The 15,571-nt window shown below is 66.5% G+C and carries 15 protein-coding genes and 1 riboswitch; of the genes, 7 read left to right on the top strand and 8 right to left on the bottom strand.

The window, feature by feature from the left end; genetic code table 11:
* Positions 1-10: 10 nt before the first annotated feature.
* The gene (locus tag ABFX29_RS03360; protein ID WP_152224832.1) at positions 11-640 is read right to left on the bottom strand and encodes a hypothetical protein; all 630 of its coding nucleotides are present in this window, start codon (positions 638-640) and stop codon (positions 11-13) included.
* Between the two features lie 194 nt (positions 641-834).
* Between ABFX29_RS03360 and ABFX29_RS03355 the strand changes: the two genes are divergently transcribed.
* The 3 genes from ABFX29_RS03355 to ABFX29_RS03345 all read left to right on the top strand — a co-directional run bounded on the left by ABFX29_RS03355 (position 835) and on the right by ABFX29_RS03345 (position 3,349).
* The gene (locus ABFX29_RS03355; protein ID WP_152224830.1) at positions 835-1,284 is read left to right on the top strand and encodes an Hsp20/alpha crystallin family protein; all 450 of its coding nucleotides are present in this window, start codon (positions 835-837) and stop codon (positions 1,282-1,284) included.
* A gap of 105 nt (positions 1,285-1,389) precedes the next feature.
* Positions 1,390-2,508: an NAD(P)-dependent alcohol dehydrogenase gene (locus ABFX29_RS03350; protein ID WP_152224828.1), complete on the top strand. Its 1,119-nt coding sequence runs from the start codon at positions 1,390-1,392 to the stop codon at positions 2,506-2,508.
* 40 nt (positions 2,509-2,548) lie between these two features.
* Positions 2,549-3,349: a carbon-nitrogen hydrolase family protein gene (locus ABFX29_RS03345; RefSeq protein ID WP_152224826.1), complete on the top strand. Its 801-nt coding sequence runs from the start codon at positions 2,549-2,551 to the stop codon at positions 3,347-3,349.
* A gap of 18 nt (positions 3,350-3,367) precedes the next feature.
* On the opposite strand, the gene ABFX29_RS03340 is transcribed toward ABFX29_RS03345, so the two are convergent.
* Positions 3,368-4,780: an amino acid permease gene (locus tag ABFX29_RS03340; RefSeq protein WP_152224824.1), complete on the bottom strand. Its 1,413-nt coding sequence runs from the start codon at positions 4,778-4,780 to the stop codon at positions 3,368-3,370.
* Between the two features lie 333 nt (positions 4,781-5,113).
* On the opposite strand from ABFX29_RS03340, the gene ABFX29_RS03335 reads away from it, so the two are divergent.
* On the top strand, positions 5,114-5,686 hold the full coding sequence (locus tag ABFX29_RS03335) for an RNA polymerase sigma factor (protein ID WP_211372307.1): 573 nt from the start codon (positions 5,114-5,116) through the stop codon (positions 5,684-5,686).
* Positions 5,658-6,386 (top strand): hypothetical protein, encoded by a 729-nt coding sequence (locus tag ABFX29_RS03330; protein ID WP_152224822.1) that lies wholly within the window; start codon positions 5,658-5,660, stop codon positions 6,384-6,386. Before ABFX29_RS03335 ends, ABFX29_RS03330 begins: the two co-directional genes overlap by 29 nt.
* A gap of 35 nt (positions 6,387-6,421) precedes the next feature.
* Here ABFX29_RS03330 and ABFX29_RS03325 read toward each other — a convergent pair whose 3' ends face one another.
* Entirely contained in the window at positions 6,422-6,913 is a 492-nt protein-coding gene (locus ABFX29_RS03325; protein ID WP_152224820.1) for a CoA-binding protein, read from the bottom strand.
* Entirely contained in the window at positions 6,906-8,267 is a 1,362-nt protein-coding gene (locus tag ABFX29_RS03320; protein WP_152224818.1) for an O-acetylhomoserine aminocarboxypropyltransferase/cysteine synthase family protein, read from the bottom strand. The genes ABFX29_RS03325 and ABFX29_RS03320 overlap by 8 nt, the downstream gene beginning before the upstream one ends.
* Positions 8,268-8,331: 64 nt before the next feature.
* Here ABFX29_RS03320 and ABFX29_RS03315 point away from each other — a divergent pair, with 64 nt between their 5' ends.
* On the top strand, positions 8,332-8,661 hold the full coding sequence (locus ABFX29_RS03315) for a hypothetical protein (protein ID WP_152224817.1): 330 nt from the start codon (positions 8,332-8,334) through the stop codon (positions 8,659-8,661).
* On the opposite strand, the gene acs is transcribed toward ABFX29_RS03315, so the two are convergent.
* The 4 genes from acs to ABFX29_RS03295 form a co-directional block, all read right to left on the bottom strand.
* The gene (gene acs / locus ABFX29_RS03310; protein WP_246167170.1) at positions 8,658-10,637 is read right to left on the bottom strand and encodes an acetate--CoA ligase; all 1,980 of its coding nucleotides are present in this window, start codon (positions 10,635-10,637) and stop codon (positions 8,658-8,660) included. The genes ABFX29_RS03315 and acs overlap by 4 nt on opposite strands.
* Entirely contained in the window at positions 10,628-11,485 is an 858-nt protein-coding gene (locus ABFX29_RS03305; protein ID WP_152224813.1) for an ABC transporter permease, read from the bottom strand. The genes acs and ABFX29_RS03305 overlap by 10 nt, the downstream gene beginning before the upstream one ends.
* Positions 11,485-12,552, bottom strand: a complete 1,068-nt coding sequence (locus ABFX29_RS03300) for an aliphatic sulfonate ABC transporter substrate-binding protein (RefSeq protein WP_152224811.1) — start codon at positions 12,550-12,552, stop codon at positions 11,485-11,487. Before ABFX29_RS03300 ends, ABFX29_RS03305 begins: the two co-directional genes overlap by 1 nt.
* A 112-nt stretch (positions 12,553-12,664) precedes the next feature.
* Positions 12,665-13,492, bottom strand: coding sequence for an ABC transporter ATP-binding protein (locus tag ABFX29_RS03295; protein ID WP_152224809.1), 828 nt, complete (start codon positions 13,490-13,492; stop codon positions 12,665-12,667).
* A gap of 420 nt (positions 13,493-13,912) precedes the next feature.
* A riboswitch (SAM riboswitch) is annotated at positions 13,913-14,028 on the top strand.
* Positions 14,029-14,061: 33 nt separating this feature from the next.
* Between ABFX29_RS03295 and ABFX29_RS03290 the strand changes: the two genes are divergently transcribed.
* A complete protein-coding gene (locus ABFX29_RS03290) occupies positions 14,062-15,456 on the top strand; it encodes an LLM class flavin-dependent oxidoreductase (protein ID WP_152224807.1) in 1,395 nt (464 codons plus the stop codon).
* The last annotated feature ends 115 nt before the right edge of the window (positions 15,457-15,571 follow it).

Raw genomic sequence — 15,571 nt, 5'->3', positions numbered from 1 at the left:
GCGCCCCAGTCTAGGCGGCGCGGGCGAAATCATCCTGCACCGGCGGGGCGGGCGGTTTTGCGCCGCGGCGCCGGTGGGCGGACTTGCAGTTGGCCTTCTTGCGGATCGGAGATTTGCCCGAACGCGGCGAGGTCCGGGGAGCAGCACCGGGGCCGCCGCCGGGTGCCTTCGCCGGGAGGGGGCTGTTGGGAGCGGCCGCTGCAGCCGCCCGTGCCGGCGCCGTTGCCCGCAGTACTTCGGGCGTTCCGGTGGCTCCAGCGGGGAAGAGTGCCTGGATGATCTCTTCACGGGCCGAAGCTGTTGCGGCCAGGAAGTCCCGGGCCGCCGATGCCCCTGGCTCGGAGGCAGCACGCCGGCGCATTCGCAGGCTGAGGGCCCGCCAGGCCAGCCACCCCAGTACGGCCAGCGCGGCGCCGGTGCCGTAGAGCAGCACCACCGCCAGCACCAGGGAAGTTGTTCCGCCTGAGAAAACACCAATGCCCAGCAGCGCGGCGGCCAGCCACAGTCCGCTGATCCAGCCGGCCGCATCAAGTGCAGGGGACGGGGCCGAGCCGGCCAGCCGGCTGGGGAGTGTGCGGAGTTTCTCCAGGTGTTCGGTGCGGTTGGCTGTTCCAAACCGGAACAACGCAGGATGGGACACTGCTTCCTTTCCTTCCAGACGAGGTTCGAATGAAAGCGGGCGGAACCGGGTATTTCCGCTCCAGCAACCCGGGTTAGCACTCTCGCGTTGCAAGTGCTAATCTACTGCCGAAAGTTGAGTGAAGCCAACTCAACTTTGAATCGAAATGGCAGATCAGCCCGCTGCGTACAGCGGAGTGAAGGAGTTGATTTGTGATGGCAACACGCTTTGATCCGTTCCGTGAACTTGACCGTTTTGCCCAGGCCGTCCGCAGTGAATCCCTGCGCGGCATGCCCATGGACCTGTACCGGCAGGATGACCGGTACGTCCTGAGCGTTGACCTTCCCGGCATCGATCCGGGGTCCGTGGACATCGACGTCGACGGACAGCTGCTGACCATCCGTGCCGAGCGCACACTGCGCGGTACGGACGGCGTCCAGTGGCTCACCCGGGAACGCGAAGGCGGGTCCTTCCTGCGCCAGCTCAGCCTGGGCCAGGGCATCGATACCGACGGCATTACCGCCCACTATGAGAATGGCGTGCTCAACGTGATCATTCCGGTCAGCGAAAAGGCCAAGCCGCGCCGCATCGAGGTGCAGTCCGGCTCCAGTGCCTCCCTCAGTGCTGCGGAAGACCGCCAGGACGCCGAGGCGGTCAACGCCTAACGGGGCTGCGTCCGGATCGGGGCGGCAGGCGGACTTTCAGCCTGCCGCCCCGATCCGTGTCCGGACTCCTGACGCGCAGGCACCTGCCCGCGTAGCGTGGGGCTTATGACTACCCAGGCGCGTGCCGCGATCCTGCGCGGCATCAACGAACCCTTCGAAATAACCGACGTGGTCCTGGACGACCCCCGACCCGACGAGGTCCTGGTCCGTGTAGAGGCAGCCGGCGTGTGCGGTACGGACCTTGGCGTCCAGGCAGGGCACATTCCCTTTCCACTGCCCGGAGTCCTGGGGCACGAGGGAGCCGGAATCGTGGAAGCCGTCGGCTCCGCCGTGACCTCCGTGGTTCCGGGTGACCATGTACTGCTCAGCTTCACCAGCTGTGGCGTGTGCCGGAACTGCCGCAGCGGCCACCCTGCCTACTGCACGTACTTCCTGGAACTGAACCTGGTGGGCGGGCAGCGGCTGGACGGCAGCGCCACCATCAGCAAGGACGGGAAAGGTGTCCACGGGCATTTCTTCGCGCAGTCCTCCTTCTCGAACCTGGTGCTGGCGGATGAACGCGGCGTCACCAAGGTGGATCCCGACGCCGACCTTTCGCTCCTCGCCCCGCTTGGTTGCGGCATCCAGACCGGAGCCGGGGCAGTCATGAACGTACTGCGTCCCGAACCGGGCTCCACCCTTGCCGTGTTCGGTGCCGGCCCCGTGGGCCTCTCCGCGGTGATGGCTGCAGCCCTTGGAGGGTCAACCCGCATTGTGGTGATGGACCTGGTGGACTCGAGGCTGGAGCTTGCCCGCGAGCTGGGGGCCACCGACGTCGTGAATTCCGGCAGCACCGACGCACTGCAGGCCCTGTTTGAACTGACCGACGGCGCTGGGGTCACCCACGCCCTGGAAACCACGGGCAGCACCCGGGTTGCGGCCACGGCAGCAGACGCCCTGGCACCGCTGGGCAAGCTGGGCCTGATCGGCGCCCCCGCTCCGGGGTCAACGGTGGAACTGGATGTGAACTTCATGCTCAACGGCAGGCAGGTGCTAGGGATCACGGAAGGGGACTCGACGCCGCAGCTCTTCCTCCCCGCCCTGGTGGACCTGGTTCAGCAGGGCCGGTTCCCGCTGCAGAAAATGATCACCCGCTACGCGTTCGGGGACATCAATACGGCGGCCGCCGACGCAAAGTCCGGGCGGGTCCTGAAACCTGTGCTGCACTTCGAGGACCTGCACTAGGCTGGGGTCACATCCGGTCCCGAAGGCAAGGCGGTTCCCCATGTTGGTCAGCGTAGGTCAGTTCAGTCCAGGCGGCGACGTCGAAGCCAACCTGGCGGTGATGCGCTCGCTGGCCGAGAAGGCCAGGGCCGAAGGATCGGAACTGATCGTGTTCCCGGAAGAGTCGATGTTCAGCATCGGCAAGGTGGACGGTCCGCTGGCAGCTGCCGTGGACGCCGGGTGGAGCACCTTCGTGCAGCGGCTGTCCCTGGCCGCTGCACAACTGGGCATCGCCGTCGTTGCCGGCGGTTACGAATCCTCCGGTGAGGAGCGTCCCTACAACACGCTGGTGGCTATTGAAGCCGACGGCCGTATTGCGGCCACGTACCGCAAACTGCACCTCTACGATGCGTTCAGCTATTCCGAGTCCACCCGCATAAAGCCCGGAGACCGGGGCGTCCAGGTGGTGGAGCTGGGCGACCTCCGGGTGGGCCTGATGACCTGCTATGACCTGCGCTTCCCGGAACTGGCCCGGGCGCTGGCAGTGCAGGACGCGGACCTGATCGCCGTTCCGGCAGCCTGGTTCAAAGGTGAGCACAAGATCGACCACTGGGAAACGCTGCTGAAGGCACGGGCCATTGAGAACACTGTCTGGGTGGCCGCGGCCGGAACAGCCAGCGGCCACACCATCGGCCACTCGGCGATCCTGGACCCCATGGGAGTACCGGAGGTCTTCCTCGGCGAGGAAAGCGAAGCCGTAGCAACGGCGGACGTGGTGCGGACCCGGATCGAGGAAGTCCGTGAGTACCTTCCGGTGCTGGCCAACCGGCGGTTCGCTGCCGCCGAGGAGATAGCGCCCTAGCCTGCCTTGAGGGGCGGGTTAGCGCTGGGCGTTGCTTGCCGGTTCGGGCAGCTCGATCGGCCTGCGGCCTTCGTCCTTAACCAGGAAGCGGTACGCAGCGAGCATCAGGAGCAGCCACACCACGCCGACCGCCAGGGCCGTGCGTCCCGGGGCTGTGAACGCGAGGATTACCGTCACCAGGGCCATGAAGCCCAGGACGATGTAGTTCAGCACCGGCCACCCCGGGAAGGCGAAACCGGCCGACGGCGTACCGTCCCGCCGCATCTGCCGGCGCATCCGGTGGTGGCTGAGCAGGATCGAAGACCAGGTGAAGATCGTGGCGAAGGTGGCGGTGGAAGCGACCACCAGGAACAGCTGCTCCGGAATCCACAGATAGAGGCCCAGGCCCGCGATGAGGCTCGCCATGATGATGACCACGGGCCACACCGGCACCCCGTAGCGGGAGACGCTGGTGAAGCTCTTCGGCGCATGTCCCTGCTCGGCCAGGCCGTACATGGTCCGCGAGGCCGCATAGAAGATCGAGTTCATCGCGGACAGGGCAGCAGTGAGCACCACGGCGTTGATCACGTGCTCAGCGAACGGGATGCCTATCCCGGCAAAGACCTGGACAAAGGGACTGCCTTCGGACCCGATCCGGTCCCACGGAAGCAGGCAGAGCATCACGCCGAGGGACAGGACGTAGAAGAGCAGGATGCGCACCGGGACGGTGTTCACGGCCTTGGGGATGGCCCGCTGCGGGTCTCCGGTCTCACCGGCAGTGACGCCGAGGGTCTCGATCCCGCCGAAGGAGAACACCACGATTCCCAGGCTCATGACGATGCCCCACACGCCAAAGGGTGCGAACCCGCCATGGTCCACCAGGTGGTTGACGCCAGGCTCGTAGCCGCCGGTGCTGACACCGAAGACAATCAGGTACAGCCCTCCGGCGATCATGGCGATGATGGTGGAAACCTTGATCAGGGTGAACCAGAACTCCATCTCGCCAAAGACACTGACCCGCATGAGGTTCAGCCCGCCGATCAGGAGCATCGCCGCGATCATCCACACCCATCCCGGTGTGTCCGGGAACCAGAGGCCCATATACATGCTCACCGCCGTCATGTCCGCGATGGCCACGATGATCATCTCGAAGGCAAACGTCCAGCCGGTAAGGAAACCAAGGCGCGGACCGAGGTAGCGGCCGGCGTACTGGGAAAAGGAACCCGCCACCGGGTGGCGGACGGCCATCTCTCCCAGTGCCCGCATGACCAGGAACACGGCGCACCCGGCGATGATGTAGGCAATCAGGACAGCGGGGCCTGCGGCCTGGATGGTTTCGGATGAACCGTAGAACAGCCCTGTTCCGATTGCGGATCCAAGGGCGATGAAGCGGATGTGCCGCAGCGAAAGGCCGCGCTTTAGATCTGTGTGGTGAGGCGTGGTGCTGGGCATGATCTTCCTGGCCGGACCCGCGGGGTCCGGTATTGCTGGATTGGAGCGGGCAGGTGGGTTGCTTTGGGCCGCCGTTACGGATCCGCCGAGGAAGGGCGGACCGCCGTCAAGTCTTCCACATTCTCCTCCGAACGCTCTGGGAGCGGGGACCGGCAAAAAACTTTTCCCGAATCCGCATAACCTTTTCGATTCCCCGGGCGATTACGTATGTGTAATGGCCGCGCCGTGGCTCATCCCCCCAACGAGCAACGGCGCGGCCATCTCCTGAGCAGGATCAGCCTGGGCGGGGTACGATTTGGTTCGCCCCAACGTCCCAGACCGAAGGACCCCGCCTTGGCTGACCCGCTGACAGAGCCCATGGTCTCTGCGGCGCGTGAAAACAATCCGGCGGCATTGCGGGCGGTTTACGAGTCGCTGGCACCCGCGGTCCTTGGCTATCTCAGGTCCAAGGGATGCGAGGATCCGGAAGCGCTGACGCAGGACGTTTTCCTGACGGTTTTTTCCAAGATCTCCACGGTCACAGGAGGTCCTTCAGGGCTGCGCACCTTCGCTTTTTCGGTAGCCCATGCCCGGGTGGTGGATGAGCACCGCCGTCGTGAGCGCCAGCCGGCCCCTGCTCCGTATGATCCGCAGCTCGACACCAGATCCACCGACTCGGCAGAAGACACCGTGCTTGAATCCGGGCTGGTGGCGGCGCAGATGCTGGACGGGCTCACCGGCCCGCAACGCGAAGTCCTGCTGCTGAGGGTAGTGGCGGACCTGTCGCTGGAGGAATCCGCGCAGATCATGGGGAAGACGGTCAACACCGTCAAACAACTTCAGAGACGGGCGCTCCTGGCGCTCAGGGAGCAAATCGCAGGAAAGGAGGCCGCGGAAGATGAACAGCACGTCCAGCAACCCCAGTGACGCAGATGTGATCCGGCGCCTCCTGATGGAATCAGGGGTAGGGGAAACCCGGGAGTTGAGCGACGCCCTCCTGGACCTGCGGGCTGAAGCACGCATGCCTGCCCCGGAACCGTCCCCTGAGCTGGAAGCCTTCTTTACACCCGGGGTGACCCCCTTGAAGAAGATTTCACGCAGGCGCGGCTACATGCTTGGCGGCGCGATCATCGCGGCCATGGCAGCCGGTACCACCGGAGTGGCAGCCACCAACGGCGGCCTGTGGATCACGGCCGAAGACACCCACGATGTGCCTGCGCCCGTGGAGTACGAGCAGGTTCCCGCCCCCGTTCCGGCCGCCACACCCATTGAACCGGACCCGGCCACACTGCCGCCGGTCGCTCCCGCCACACCGGTTGAGCCCGTCCCGGTGCCCGCGGAGGAAGCCCCGGTGCCCGGCGGGCAGGCTCCCGAAGAGCCCGGGCAGTACGCCGGCAAGCCTGCGGAATCCGGGTGGAACAGCGGCAGCGGCCGCCGCGACAACCCGGGGCATGGATCGGAAGCAGACCGTGATGGCTTCTCCCAGGGGCAGAAAGGCCAGGACCGTCCGGGACGCCCGGGCGGAAACAACGGCCAGGGACCCGGCCGGGACAAAGGCCAGGACGGCCCGGGCCGCGGCGATGCGGGCAAGGACGGCAACCGCGGGCACGGCTCCGGCCGCGACTGAGTATCCCGCGCACTGCCCGCTCCGGTGAGGGAAGGCTAGGCGGTGAGCTGCCGCTTGGAGGAGATCACCCCGGTGTTGAAGCCCGCGAGGTTCAGGCCACCGTGGAACCGGGCGTGCTCGATCTTCACGCAGCGGTCCATCACCACGTTCATTCCGGCGGCTTCCGCGTCTCGGGCAACCTCTTCATGCCAGGACCCCAGCTGCAGCCACAGCGTCTTGGCGCCCACGGCCTTGGCTTCCTCCAGGACTGTAGGCAGGTCGTCGTGCCGGCGGAACACGTCCACGATGTCCGGGGTCTCCGGCAGGTCCGCCAGCGAGGCGTACACCGGCTGGCCCAGGATTTCCTTGGCCACCGGGTTCACGAAGTACACCTTGTACGGCGAGGAGGAGAGCAGGTACGTGGCCACAAAGTAGGAGGCACGGGACGGTTTGTCCGAGGCACCCACAATGGCGATCGATGTGGCCGAACGCAGCAGCGACAGGCGTTCCGGGGCGCTGGGCCCCACCCAGGTGCGGTTCTCAGACATTGGCTGACTCCTCGGTTTCAAGCGGAAGGCTGCAGGACGCGGCGGGTTCGACGGCGGCGGGCGCCGTATCCGCGGCGGCTGCGGTAAGCGCCTGGTCAAGGTCCCAGAGAATATCCTCCAGGTCCTCCAGGCCAACGGAGATGCGCACAAGGTCCTCCGGCACGCCGCCGGCTGCAAGCTGCTCGGGGGAGAGCTGCTGGTGGGTGGTCGACGCCGGATGGATCACCAGGGTGCGGGAGTCGCCCACGTTGGCCAGGTGCGAGGCAAGCTGCAGGGATTCGATGAACGTCTGTCCGGCAGAACGGCCGCCCTTGACGCCGAAGCTGAAGACGGAACCCGGGCCCTTGGGCAGGTACTTTTGGGCCCGTTCGTGGTGCGGGTGGGATTCAAGGCCGGCGTAGGACACCCAGGCCACCCGCTCATCGGCCTGAAGCCATTCGGCCACGGCCTGGGCGTTGCGCAGGTGCTCGTCCACGCGCTGGGCCAGGGTTTCAACCCCCTGCAGCAGCTGGAACGCGGACTGCGCGGAGAGCGTGGGCCCAATGTCGCGCAGCTGTTCGGAGCGCAGCTTGGTCAGGAAGCCGTACTCGCCGAAGTTCCCCCACCAGGAGATGTTGCCGTAGGACGGCACCGGCTCGGTCATGGCCGGGAACTTGCCGTTGCCCCAGTTGAAGGTGCCGGCTTCCACGACGACGCCGCCCAGGGTGGTGCCGTGCCCGCCGATGAACTTGGTGGCGGAGTGGATCACAATGTCCGCGCCGTGCTTGAACGGCTGCACCAGGTAGGGCGTGCTCAGGGTGGCATCGAGGATCAGCGGCACACCGGCGTCGTGCGCCACCTTGGCCAGGCCCTCAATGTCGGTGACCTCGCCGCTGGGGTTGGCTACCACTTCCGCGTACACGGCCTTGGTGTTTTCCTGGATGGCCGCGGCGTAGTCCGCCGGGTCGGTGCCGGGAACGAAGGTGGTTTCGATGCCGAAGCGGCGCAGCGTCACGTCCAGCTGCGTGACCGTGCCGCCGTAGAGCTGGGAAGCGGCGACGATGTGGTCCCCGGCGGAGCAGATCGCCGCGAAGGTGACGAATTCCGCTGACATGCCCGACGCCGTCGCCACCGCACCGATTCCACCCTCAAGGGAGGCGATGCGCTCCTCGAACGCGGCGACCGTGGGGTTGCCGATCCGGGAGTAGATGTTGCCGTACTTCTGCAGCGAGAAGAGGTTGGCGGCGTCGGCGGTGTCCTTGAAGACGAACGACGTCGACTGGTAGATGGGAACGGCACGTGCGCCGTGGATGGCGTCGGGTGTTCCACCGGCGTGCAGAGCGCGGGTACGGAATCCGAACTGGCGGTCACTCATGGACTGAGTGCTCCTTCCTTGGGGGAACCGCGGGTAGGCGGTTCGCCAATGGTTGCTTTATTGGGTGCTGGATACCAACAATGTTGAGGACAGTTGCAGCGGGGCAATCCTGGGAGCGGGCATGGACGAGTACGTGATCGTGGTTGAAACCGGCTACAAACTGGCGTCCGCGAACCACAAGATCACTCCCACCGAGCCGATGACCCGCGTCGCCGCGGAGCAGATGTTCACCGAGATGATGGACGGCGGGCATCCCGAACTGCTGCCGGAGAAGAACGACACCTCGTTCCTGGAGGTCTCCCCCGTGGAGTTCCTGCGCCTGCACCGTGCCATGGGCGGAGCGGTGGAACTGGACCGGGTGACCCTGGCCAGGGTTCACAGCACTGCGCATTAGTTCCCGGCCCCGGTCCGGCGCGCTTCGCACACGGCATGGATCGCGGGAATGCAGGGTTCGTTCTGCAGGCTGGTGGTGTCCCCGAGCGTGGTGCCCTCGAACAGCTGGGTGAGCAGGCGCCGCATGATCTTGCCGGAGCGGGTCTTGGGCACGTCCGGAACCGCGACGACGGCGGCGGGCTTGGCAATCGGTCCGATCTCCTTCGCCACATGGGCCCGCAGCTGCGCGGTAACGGTTTCTGCGTCCTGCGACGCGGTCTCGGTGAGGACCACGAACGCGGCGATGGCGTGCCCGGTCTTCGGATCGGCCACCGGGCAGACCCCGGCTTCGACCACCCAAGGATGGGAGACCAGCGCGGACTCGATCTCGATTGTGGAGAGCCGGTGTCCGGAGACATTCAGGACGTCGTCCACCCGCCCCAGGATCCAGGTGTCGCCGTCGTCGTCATAGCGGGCTCCGTCCCCGGCCAGGAACCAGCCCTGCTGCGCGTACTGCCGCCAGTAGGAGGAGAGGTAGCGCTGCGGGTCGCCCCAGCAGGTGCGCGCCATGGACGGCCCGGTCTTATCCACCACAATAAAGCCCTGGACGTTCGGGGGCACATCGGCGCCGTGCTCGTCGACGATCCGGGTGGAAACGCCGGGCAGGGCGCGGGAGGCGCAGCCGGGCTTGAAGACGGTGTCCGTCTGGCGCGGGGAGAGGATGGTGGCGCCGGTTTCGGACTGCCACCAGGTGTCGATTACGGGAACTTCGCCTCGGCCGATGTTCTCCCGCATCCAGCGCCAGACTTCCGGGTTCACGGCTTCGCCCACGGTGCCCAGCAGCCGGATGGAGGACAGGTCCCAGGTGTCCGGGACGCCGTCGGGGAACCAGCCCATCAGGGACCGGACCAGGGTGGGGGCTGTGTAGTAGCTGGTCACCTTGTAGCGTTCGATGATTTCGAAGTGCCGGCCCGGATGCGGGGTGTTCGGGGTGCCTTCAAAGATCACCTGGGTGACGCCGTTGGAGAGCGGCCCGTACATCTCATAGGTGTGCGCGGTGACCCACGCCAGGTCCGCGGTGCACCAGTGGACGTCCGCATCCCGGGCGGATTCGTCCGGGTTGGCGAAGAGGAACTCGTAGCTCCAGGACGCCTGGGTGAGGTAACCGCCCATGGTGTGCACCAGGCCCTTGGGCTTTCCGGTGGTGCCGGAGGTGTACATGATGAACAGCGGCGTCTCGGCGTCGAAGGCCTCGGGTTCGTGGATGTCGGAGGCGGTGTCCACGGTGTCATGCCACCAGATGTCCCGGCCTTCGGTCCAAGCAATGTCGCAGCCGGTGCGCCGGATGACCAGCACATGTTCGATCGCGTTGTCCCCGGAAACCGCCTCGTCCGCGTTGTCCTTGACCGGAACGGCTGCGCCGCGGCGGAACTGGCCGTCGGTGGTGACCAGCAGCTTGGCGCGGGTGTTTTCCACCCGGAACTTCAGGGCCTCGGCGGAGAAGCCGCCGAAGACCAGTGAGTGGATGGCGCCGATCCGGGCGCAGGCCAGGGTGATGATGATGGTTTCGGCGATGACGGGCAGGTAGATGACCACCCGGTCGCCTTTTTCGATGCCCAGTGCCAGCAGGGCGTTGGCTGCCTTGGAGACTTCCTTCTGCAGCTGCGCGTAGGTGATGCTGCGCCGGTCGCCGGGCTCGCCCTCGGCGTGCAGCGCCACTTTGTCCCCGCGGCCGGCCGCCACATGGCGGTCCACGCAGTTCACGGCGACGTTGAGCTTTCCGCCGGCGAACCACTCGATTTCCGGGACGGAGTATTCGGCGTCGGCTTCCGGAACCTCCGGGCCGCTGAGCCGCTGCGGAGGGCGGAAGGTGTGGGCGGCGTGCCACGGCTGTTCCCACTGCAGGCGCCGGGCGGCGTCCTCCCAGAACGCGATGCGCTCAGCCTCGGTGGCGAACTCCGGTTCGGCTGCTGGTTGGAGTGCTGTGCTTACGCCCACTTCTTCACTGCCCACTTCTCTGCGACACCCAGCAGGGCATCCGTTGTTTTGCCGATAACTGCCAGCAGCACGATCGCCAGGAACATCCGGTCGGTGCGGCCGTTGTTCTGGGAGTCCGTGAGCAGGAAGCCCAGCCCCATGGAGGACGCGATCAGTTCCGCAGCCACCAGGAACAGCCAAGACTGTGCCAGGGCGAGCCGCAGGCCGGAGAACACGGCGGGTACGACGGCAGGCAGCTGCACCGTGGTGAGCAGCCTGATCCCGTTCAGGCCGAAGGCACGGGCCGCTTCGACGAGGTTCTTGTCCACATGGCGCAGGGCGAGGGACACGGTGGTGAAGACCGGGAAAAACGCGCCGATGGTGATCAGCGTGACCTTTGAATCCTCACCGATACCCATCCAGAGGATCAGCAGCGGAACCAGGGCCAGGGAGGGAACGGCGCGTACCGCACCGAACAGCGGGCCCAGCAGTACGTCCGCCAGCTTGGACAGGCCCAGCAGGGCGCCCAGGACCAGGCCCAGGGCCGCGCCGAGCGCGAAGCCGGTCAGCACCCGCTGAGTGGAGATGGCAATGTGCGTGCCCAGCTCGCCGCGCTCAATCAGGTCCGCAGCCGAGGTCAGCACCGCGCCCGGAGAGGGCAGCTGCACGGCGCTGAAGACGCCGAGCACGGAGACCAGCTGCCAGAGGCCCAGCAGCAGGACGGGAACCACCAGGCCCAGGGCCACGCGCGCCCAGGTCCGGGACAGGAAGCCGCCGGAGCTGGTCTTCCGGACAGGTGCCGGCGCTGCGGAAGGTCCGAACGGGCCTGCCGCTGCGGGTGCAGCGGCAGGAGAAGGATTGGTGCTCATTAGGAGTCCTTGATGGTTTCCGCGTTGGCCTTCTGCACGAAGGTGTCATCGAGCAGGGAGGCCACGGCGTCGTCGATCGCCTTCTGGTTGGCGACGTCGCCGGTTTCGACGAAGACTGGACCAACCTTTTCCAGGACCTTGCGCTGCGCGTCGCCCGGGGCGGCGTCGACGTCGAGGTTGCTGCGTTCCAGGATCACGGTGCGGGCCACCTCAAGGTCCAGGCCTGCGACGTCGGCGAGGATCTGCGCAGTTTCCTCGGGGTTCTCCGCGGCCCAGGCGCGGGCCTTTTCGTAGGCGTCCACCACGGTCTGGGCCAGTTCCGGCTTTTCCTCGAGGAAGGACTCAGTGGCGTTCAGGAAACCGTAGGTGTTGAAGTCCAGGTTCCGGTAGAGGAACTCGGCGCCGGCGTGCTCGGCTCCGGCCATGATCGGATCCAGTCCGGACCAGGCGTCCACCGAACCGTTCTCGAGGGCGGTGCGGCCGTCGGCGTGCTGCAGGTTCTCGACCGTGACGTCTGAGGTGCTCAGGCCGGCCTCTTCCAGTGCCTGAACCAGGAAGAAGTACGGATCGGTGCCCTTGGTGGCGGCTACGGACTTGCCGGCCAGATCAGCTACCGAGGTGATATCCGAATCGGGGGAGACCAGCAGTCCCGCCCATTCCGGCTGCGAGTAGATGCTGATGGTCTTGATCGGCGAACCGTTGGAGCGGGCCAGCAGGGCTGCCGAACCGGCGGTGGAGCCGACGTCGATCGCACCGGCACGCAGCGCCTCATTGGCTTTGTTCGACCCGGCGGACTGCACCCAGTTGACCTCCACACCCTGCTCTTCAAGGGTTGCTTCGAGCCAGCCCTGGTCCTTGATGACCAGGCTGAGCGGGTTGTACGTGGCGAAGTCGATGTTCAGGGTGCCGCCGTCGGCTGCGTCATTGGCGGCCGCACCGGAGGAATCCTCTCCGGCCACGCAGCCGGTCAGGGCCAGCGTGAGGGCGGCGGCGGTGGCTGCCAGTGCGGTGAGCGGGCGGCGGGAGAAGCGGGGCGGGCGGCGGGAGAAGCTGGAACGGCTGTTCATGGGGATTCCTTCGAGACGGGTGGTGCGGAAAAATTCAGGGAAAGCACGGGTGCAGGCACAGAGGGACTGCGGATTCGCCCCGCAGGACACCGGGGGCAGGGGAAAACGGGCCTTAGTGGCGGTCGACGCCGAGGCTCGCCAGGAGCTCGCCGCGCATTCGGGCAAGCTCGGCCGAGGCACGGTCCCGCGGCCGGGCGCCGGGCACGGTGATGGTTTGGGTGATGGTGGCGCCGGGTTTGCCCGGTTCGCGGCCCAGCACGATGATCCGGTCGGCGAGCTGCAGGGCTTCATCGACGTCGTGCGTGACAAGCAGGACGGTTGCCGGAGCCGCGCGGTGCACGTCCAGCAGCAGGTCCTGCATCTTCAAACGGGTCAGGGCATCGAGGGCGCCGAAAGGCTCATCCAGCAGCAGGACGCCGGGTTTGCGGGCCAGCGCACGGGCCAGCGAAGCACGCTGGGCCATGCCGCCGGACACTGCGCGGGGCTGGTGCTTGGCGAAGCTGTCCAGCTCCACCAGCTTGAGCAGCTCGGAAACCTTGGCCTTGCCTTCGCTGGCGCTGACACCCTTGGGCAAGCCGATGGCAACGTTGGCCTGCAGGGTCTGCCAGGGCAGCAGCCGGGGTTCCTGGAAGGCGACGGCGCAGCGGTCGTCGATGCCGCGCACTGCGGTCCCGTCGATCAGCACCTGACCGGTGGAAGCGGCGTCGAGCCCTGCGGTGGCGCGCAGCAGGGTGGACTTGCCGCAGCCGCTGGACCCGAGGATCGCCAGGACTTCCCCGGGGCGCACTTCGAAGTTGATGTCCCGAAGCACCACGTGGGCATCTGCACCGGAGCCGAAGCTGCGGCCAACGCCGTCGAACGTCACGGACAGGGCAGTGTCAGGCGCGGTGCGCGGGGCAGCGGAGACGGCATGGGAGCCGGAGGAAAGTACTGCAGTCATGTGAACACTCCATCGGTCCTGGCAGTAGCACCCTACGGAAAACGTCCTGGGCCGGGTTAGCGGCCTCCTGCGACGTCCACCTCGCTATCGCAGTGCCTCAAGGAGGAAGCACTCCGACCAGGGTTGCTGCGGCTTCACTGATCCAGGTCTCTCAGCCGCTCGGGATGGTCAAGACCCAACTAAACGCCCAAGAGTCCGTTTCCGGCAAGTCCCGGCGTAACATTTCGAATCCCGCTCCCTTTCCATCGAGATAGCAGAAACTGCACGTTACAGCGCTGAAACGGGCAGTTTCTGTCATCTCGATGGTTCGGGGAGGGGTGGCTGGGTGCCTGGGCGGGGGAGCACGACGGCGGCCGTTACGCCCCGTGACAGGCGGGGCTTGCGTGCACCCCCGGGGCCCGGCGCATACTGAACCCGCAGGATCATGAGTCCCAACGCGAAGCTCTGGCTGGTTGGGCGGCAACCCTCTCCCGTAGCGGGGTGCCCCAGATGACGATCCGGTCGACCGGCAAGACCGCCGGCGGCAAGTACGGCGCCCCTGCGCGGCGTCCCGCATGCAAAGGACCCTCATGGCCACCACGCCCGCCCGCCACATTCGCTTCAACGCCTTCGACATGAACTGCGTGGGCCACCAGTCACCCGGACTCTGGCGCCACCCGGAAGACCGCTCCGCCGACTACACCAAGCTCAGTTACTGGACGCACCTGGCGCAGACCTGCGAACGCGGCCTGTTCGACGGCATCTTCATCGCGGATGTACTCGGCACCTACGACGTCTACGGTTCGTCCAACGAGGCAACCCTGCGCCAGGGCACCCAGGTGCCGGTCAACGATCCGCTGCTGCTGGTCTCCGCCATGGCCCTGGTAACCGAACATCTCGGCTTCGGCGTCACTGCAGGCACGGCCTACGAGCACCCGTACCCGTTCGCGCGCCGGCTCTCTACCCTGGACCACCTCACCGAGGGACGGGTGGGCTGGAACGTTGTGACCGGCTACCTTCCCTCCGCGGCGCGGAACATGGGCGCCGAAGACCAGCTGGAGCACGACGAGCGCTACAACCACGCCGACGAATACCTCGAAGTGGTCTACAAGCTGCTCGAAGGCTCCTGGGAAGACGATGCCGTCGTCCGCGACAAGGAAACCGGCGTGTTCACCGACCCGGCCAAGGTCCACGACATCAACCACGAGGGCAAGTACTTCAAGGTCCCCGGCATCCACATCTCCGAGCCCTCCCCGCAGCGCACCCCGGTGATCTACCAGGCCGGTGCCTCGCCGCGGGGCATCGCCTTCGCAGCCGAAAACGCCGAAGCCGTGTTTGTGGGTGCTCCCACGCCGGAAAAGCTGAAAGCAACCGTCACCAGGATCCGCGACGCCGCTGAGGCCGCCGGCCGGGACCGGCACTCAGTTCGGATTTATACCCTGCTGACCATCATCACTGCCGCCACCGCCGAGGAAGCCGAAGCCAAGCACCAGGACTACCAGCGCTACACCAGCGACGAAGGCGCCCTTGCACTGCTGTCCGGCTGGATGGGCGTTGACCTCTCCACCTACAACCTCGACGAGCCGCTGGGCGCCGTGAAGTCCAACGCCATCCAGTCAGCTGCGGCGAACTTCCAGAAGGTGAACGACGACGGCGAGCCGTGGACGGTGCGCGACATTGCCGCGAGTGCCGGAATCGGCGGACTTGGTCCCCGTCTGGTGGGCTCCGGCGCGGAGGTCGCAGAGGAGCTGATCCGCTGGGTGGAGGAAACCGACGTCGACGGTTTCAACCTGGCCTATGCCGTCACTCCCGGCACCTTTGAGGACGTGGTTGAGTTTGTGGTGCCGGAACTGCAGAAGCGTGGCGCGTACCCCACGGAATACGCGCCGGGAACGCTGCGGCAGAAGCTCTTCGGAGCAGGGGATAAGCTCCCCGCAGACCACCGCGGGGCGAAGTTCCGCCTGGCCCCCGCCGTCACCGGCTAGGAGCTTGACGTATTTCCCTCGTCATCACGATGAACAAGGGGACGCCCGTCTGGTCAGCCTGAACGTCACCTCCAAGCGGGCGCGTGCCCGAGGCGAGATGACGGTGCAGGTGCCG

The sequence above is a fragment of the Arthrobacter gandavensis genome, from assembly GCF_039528575.1.
GTDB classification, from domain to species: Bacteria; Actinomycetota; Actinomycetes; order Actinomycetales; family Micrococcaceae; genus Arthrobacter_B; species Arthrobacter_B citreus_B.
This window is presented reverse-complemented; position numbering and strand designations above follow the sequence as displayed.

Bases quoted from the DNA above. Each gene is read 5' to 3' on its own strand.
- ABFX29_RS03305 (WP_152224813.1), bottom strand. From the start codon at position 11,485: ATGAGCACCAATCCTTCTCCTGCCGCTGCACCCGCAGCGGCAGGCCCG.
- ABFX29_RS03320 (WP_152224818.1), bottom strand. From the start codon at position 8,267: ATGAGTGACCGCCAGTTCGGATTCCGTACCCGCGCTCTGCACGCCGGT.
- ABFX29_RS03330 (WP_152224822.1), top strand. From the start codon at position 5,658: ATGAACAGCACGTCCAGCAACCCCAGTGACGCAGATGTGATCCGGCGC.
- ABFX29_RS03290 (WP_152224807.1), top strand. From the start codon at position 14,062: ATGGCCACCACGCCCGCCCGCCACATTCGCTTCAACGCCTTCGACATG.
- ABFX29_RS03300 (WP_152224811.1), bottom strand. From the start codon at position 12,552: ATGAACAGCCGTTCCAGCTTCTCCCGCCGCCCGCCCCGCTTCTCCCGC.
- ABFX29_RS03355 (WP_152224830.1), top strand. From the start codon at position 835: ATGGCAACACGCTTTGATCCGTTCCGTGAACTTGACCGTTTTGCCCAG.
- ABFX29_RS03325 (WP_152224820.1), bottom strand. From the start codon at position 6,913: ATGTCTGAGAACCGCACCTGGGTGGGGCCCAGCGCCCCGGAACGCCTG.
- ABFX29_RS03295 (WP_152224809.1), bottom strand. From the start codon at position 13,492: ATGACTGCAGTACTTTCCTCCGGCTCCCATGCCGTCTCCGCTGCCCCG.
- ABFX29_RS03345 (WP_152224826.1), top strand. From the start codon at position 2,549: ATGTTGGTCAGCGTAGGTCAGTTCAGTCCAGGCGGCGACGTCGAAGCC.
- ABFX29_RS03340 (WP_152224824.1), bottom strand. From the start codon at position 4,780: ATGCCCAGCACCACGCCTCACCACACAGATCTAAAGCGCGGCCTTTCG.
- ABFX29_RS03350 (WP_152224828.1), top strand. From the start codon at position 1,390: ATGACTACCCAGGCGCGTGCCGCGATCCTGCGCGGCATCAACGAACCC.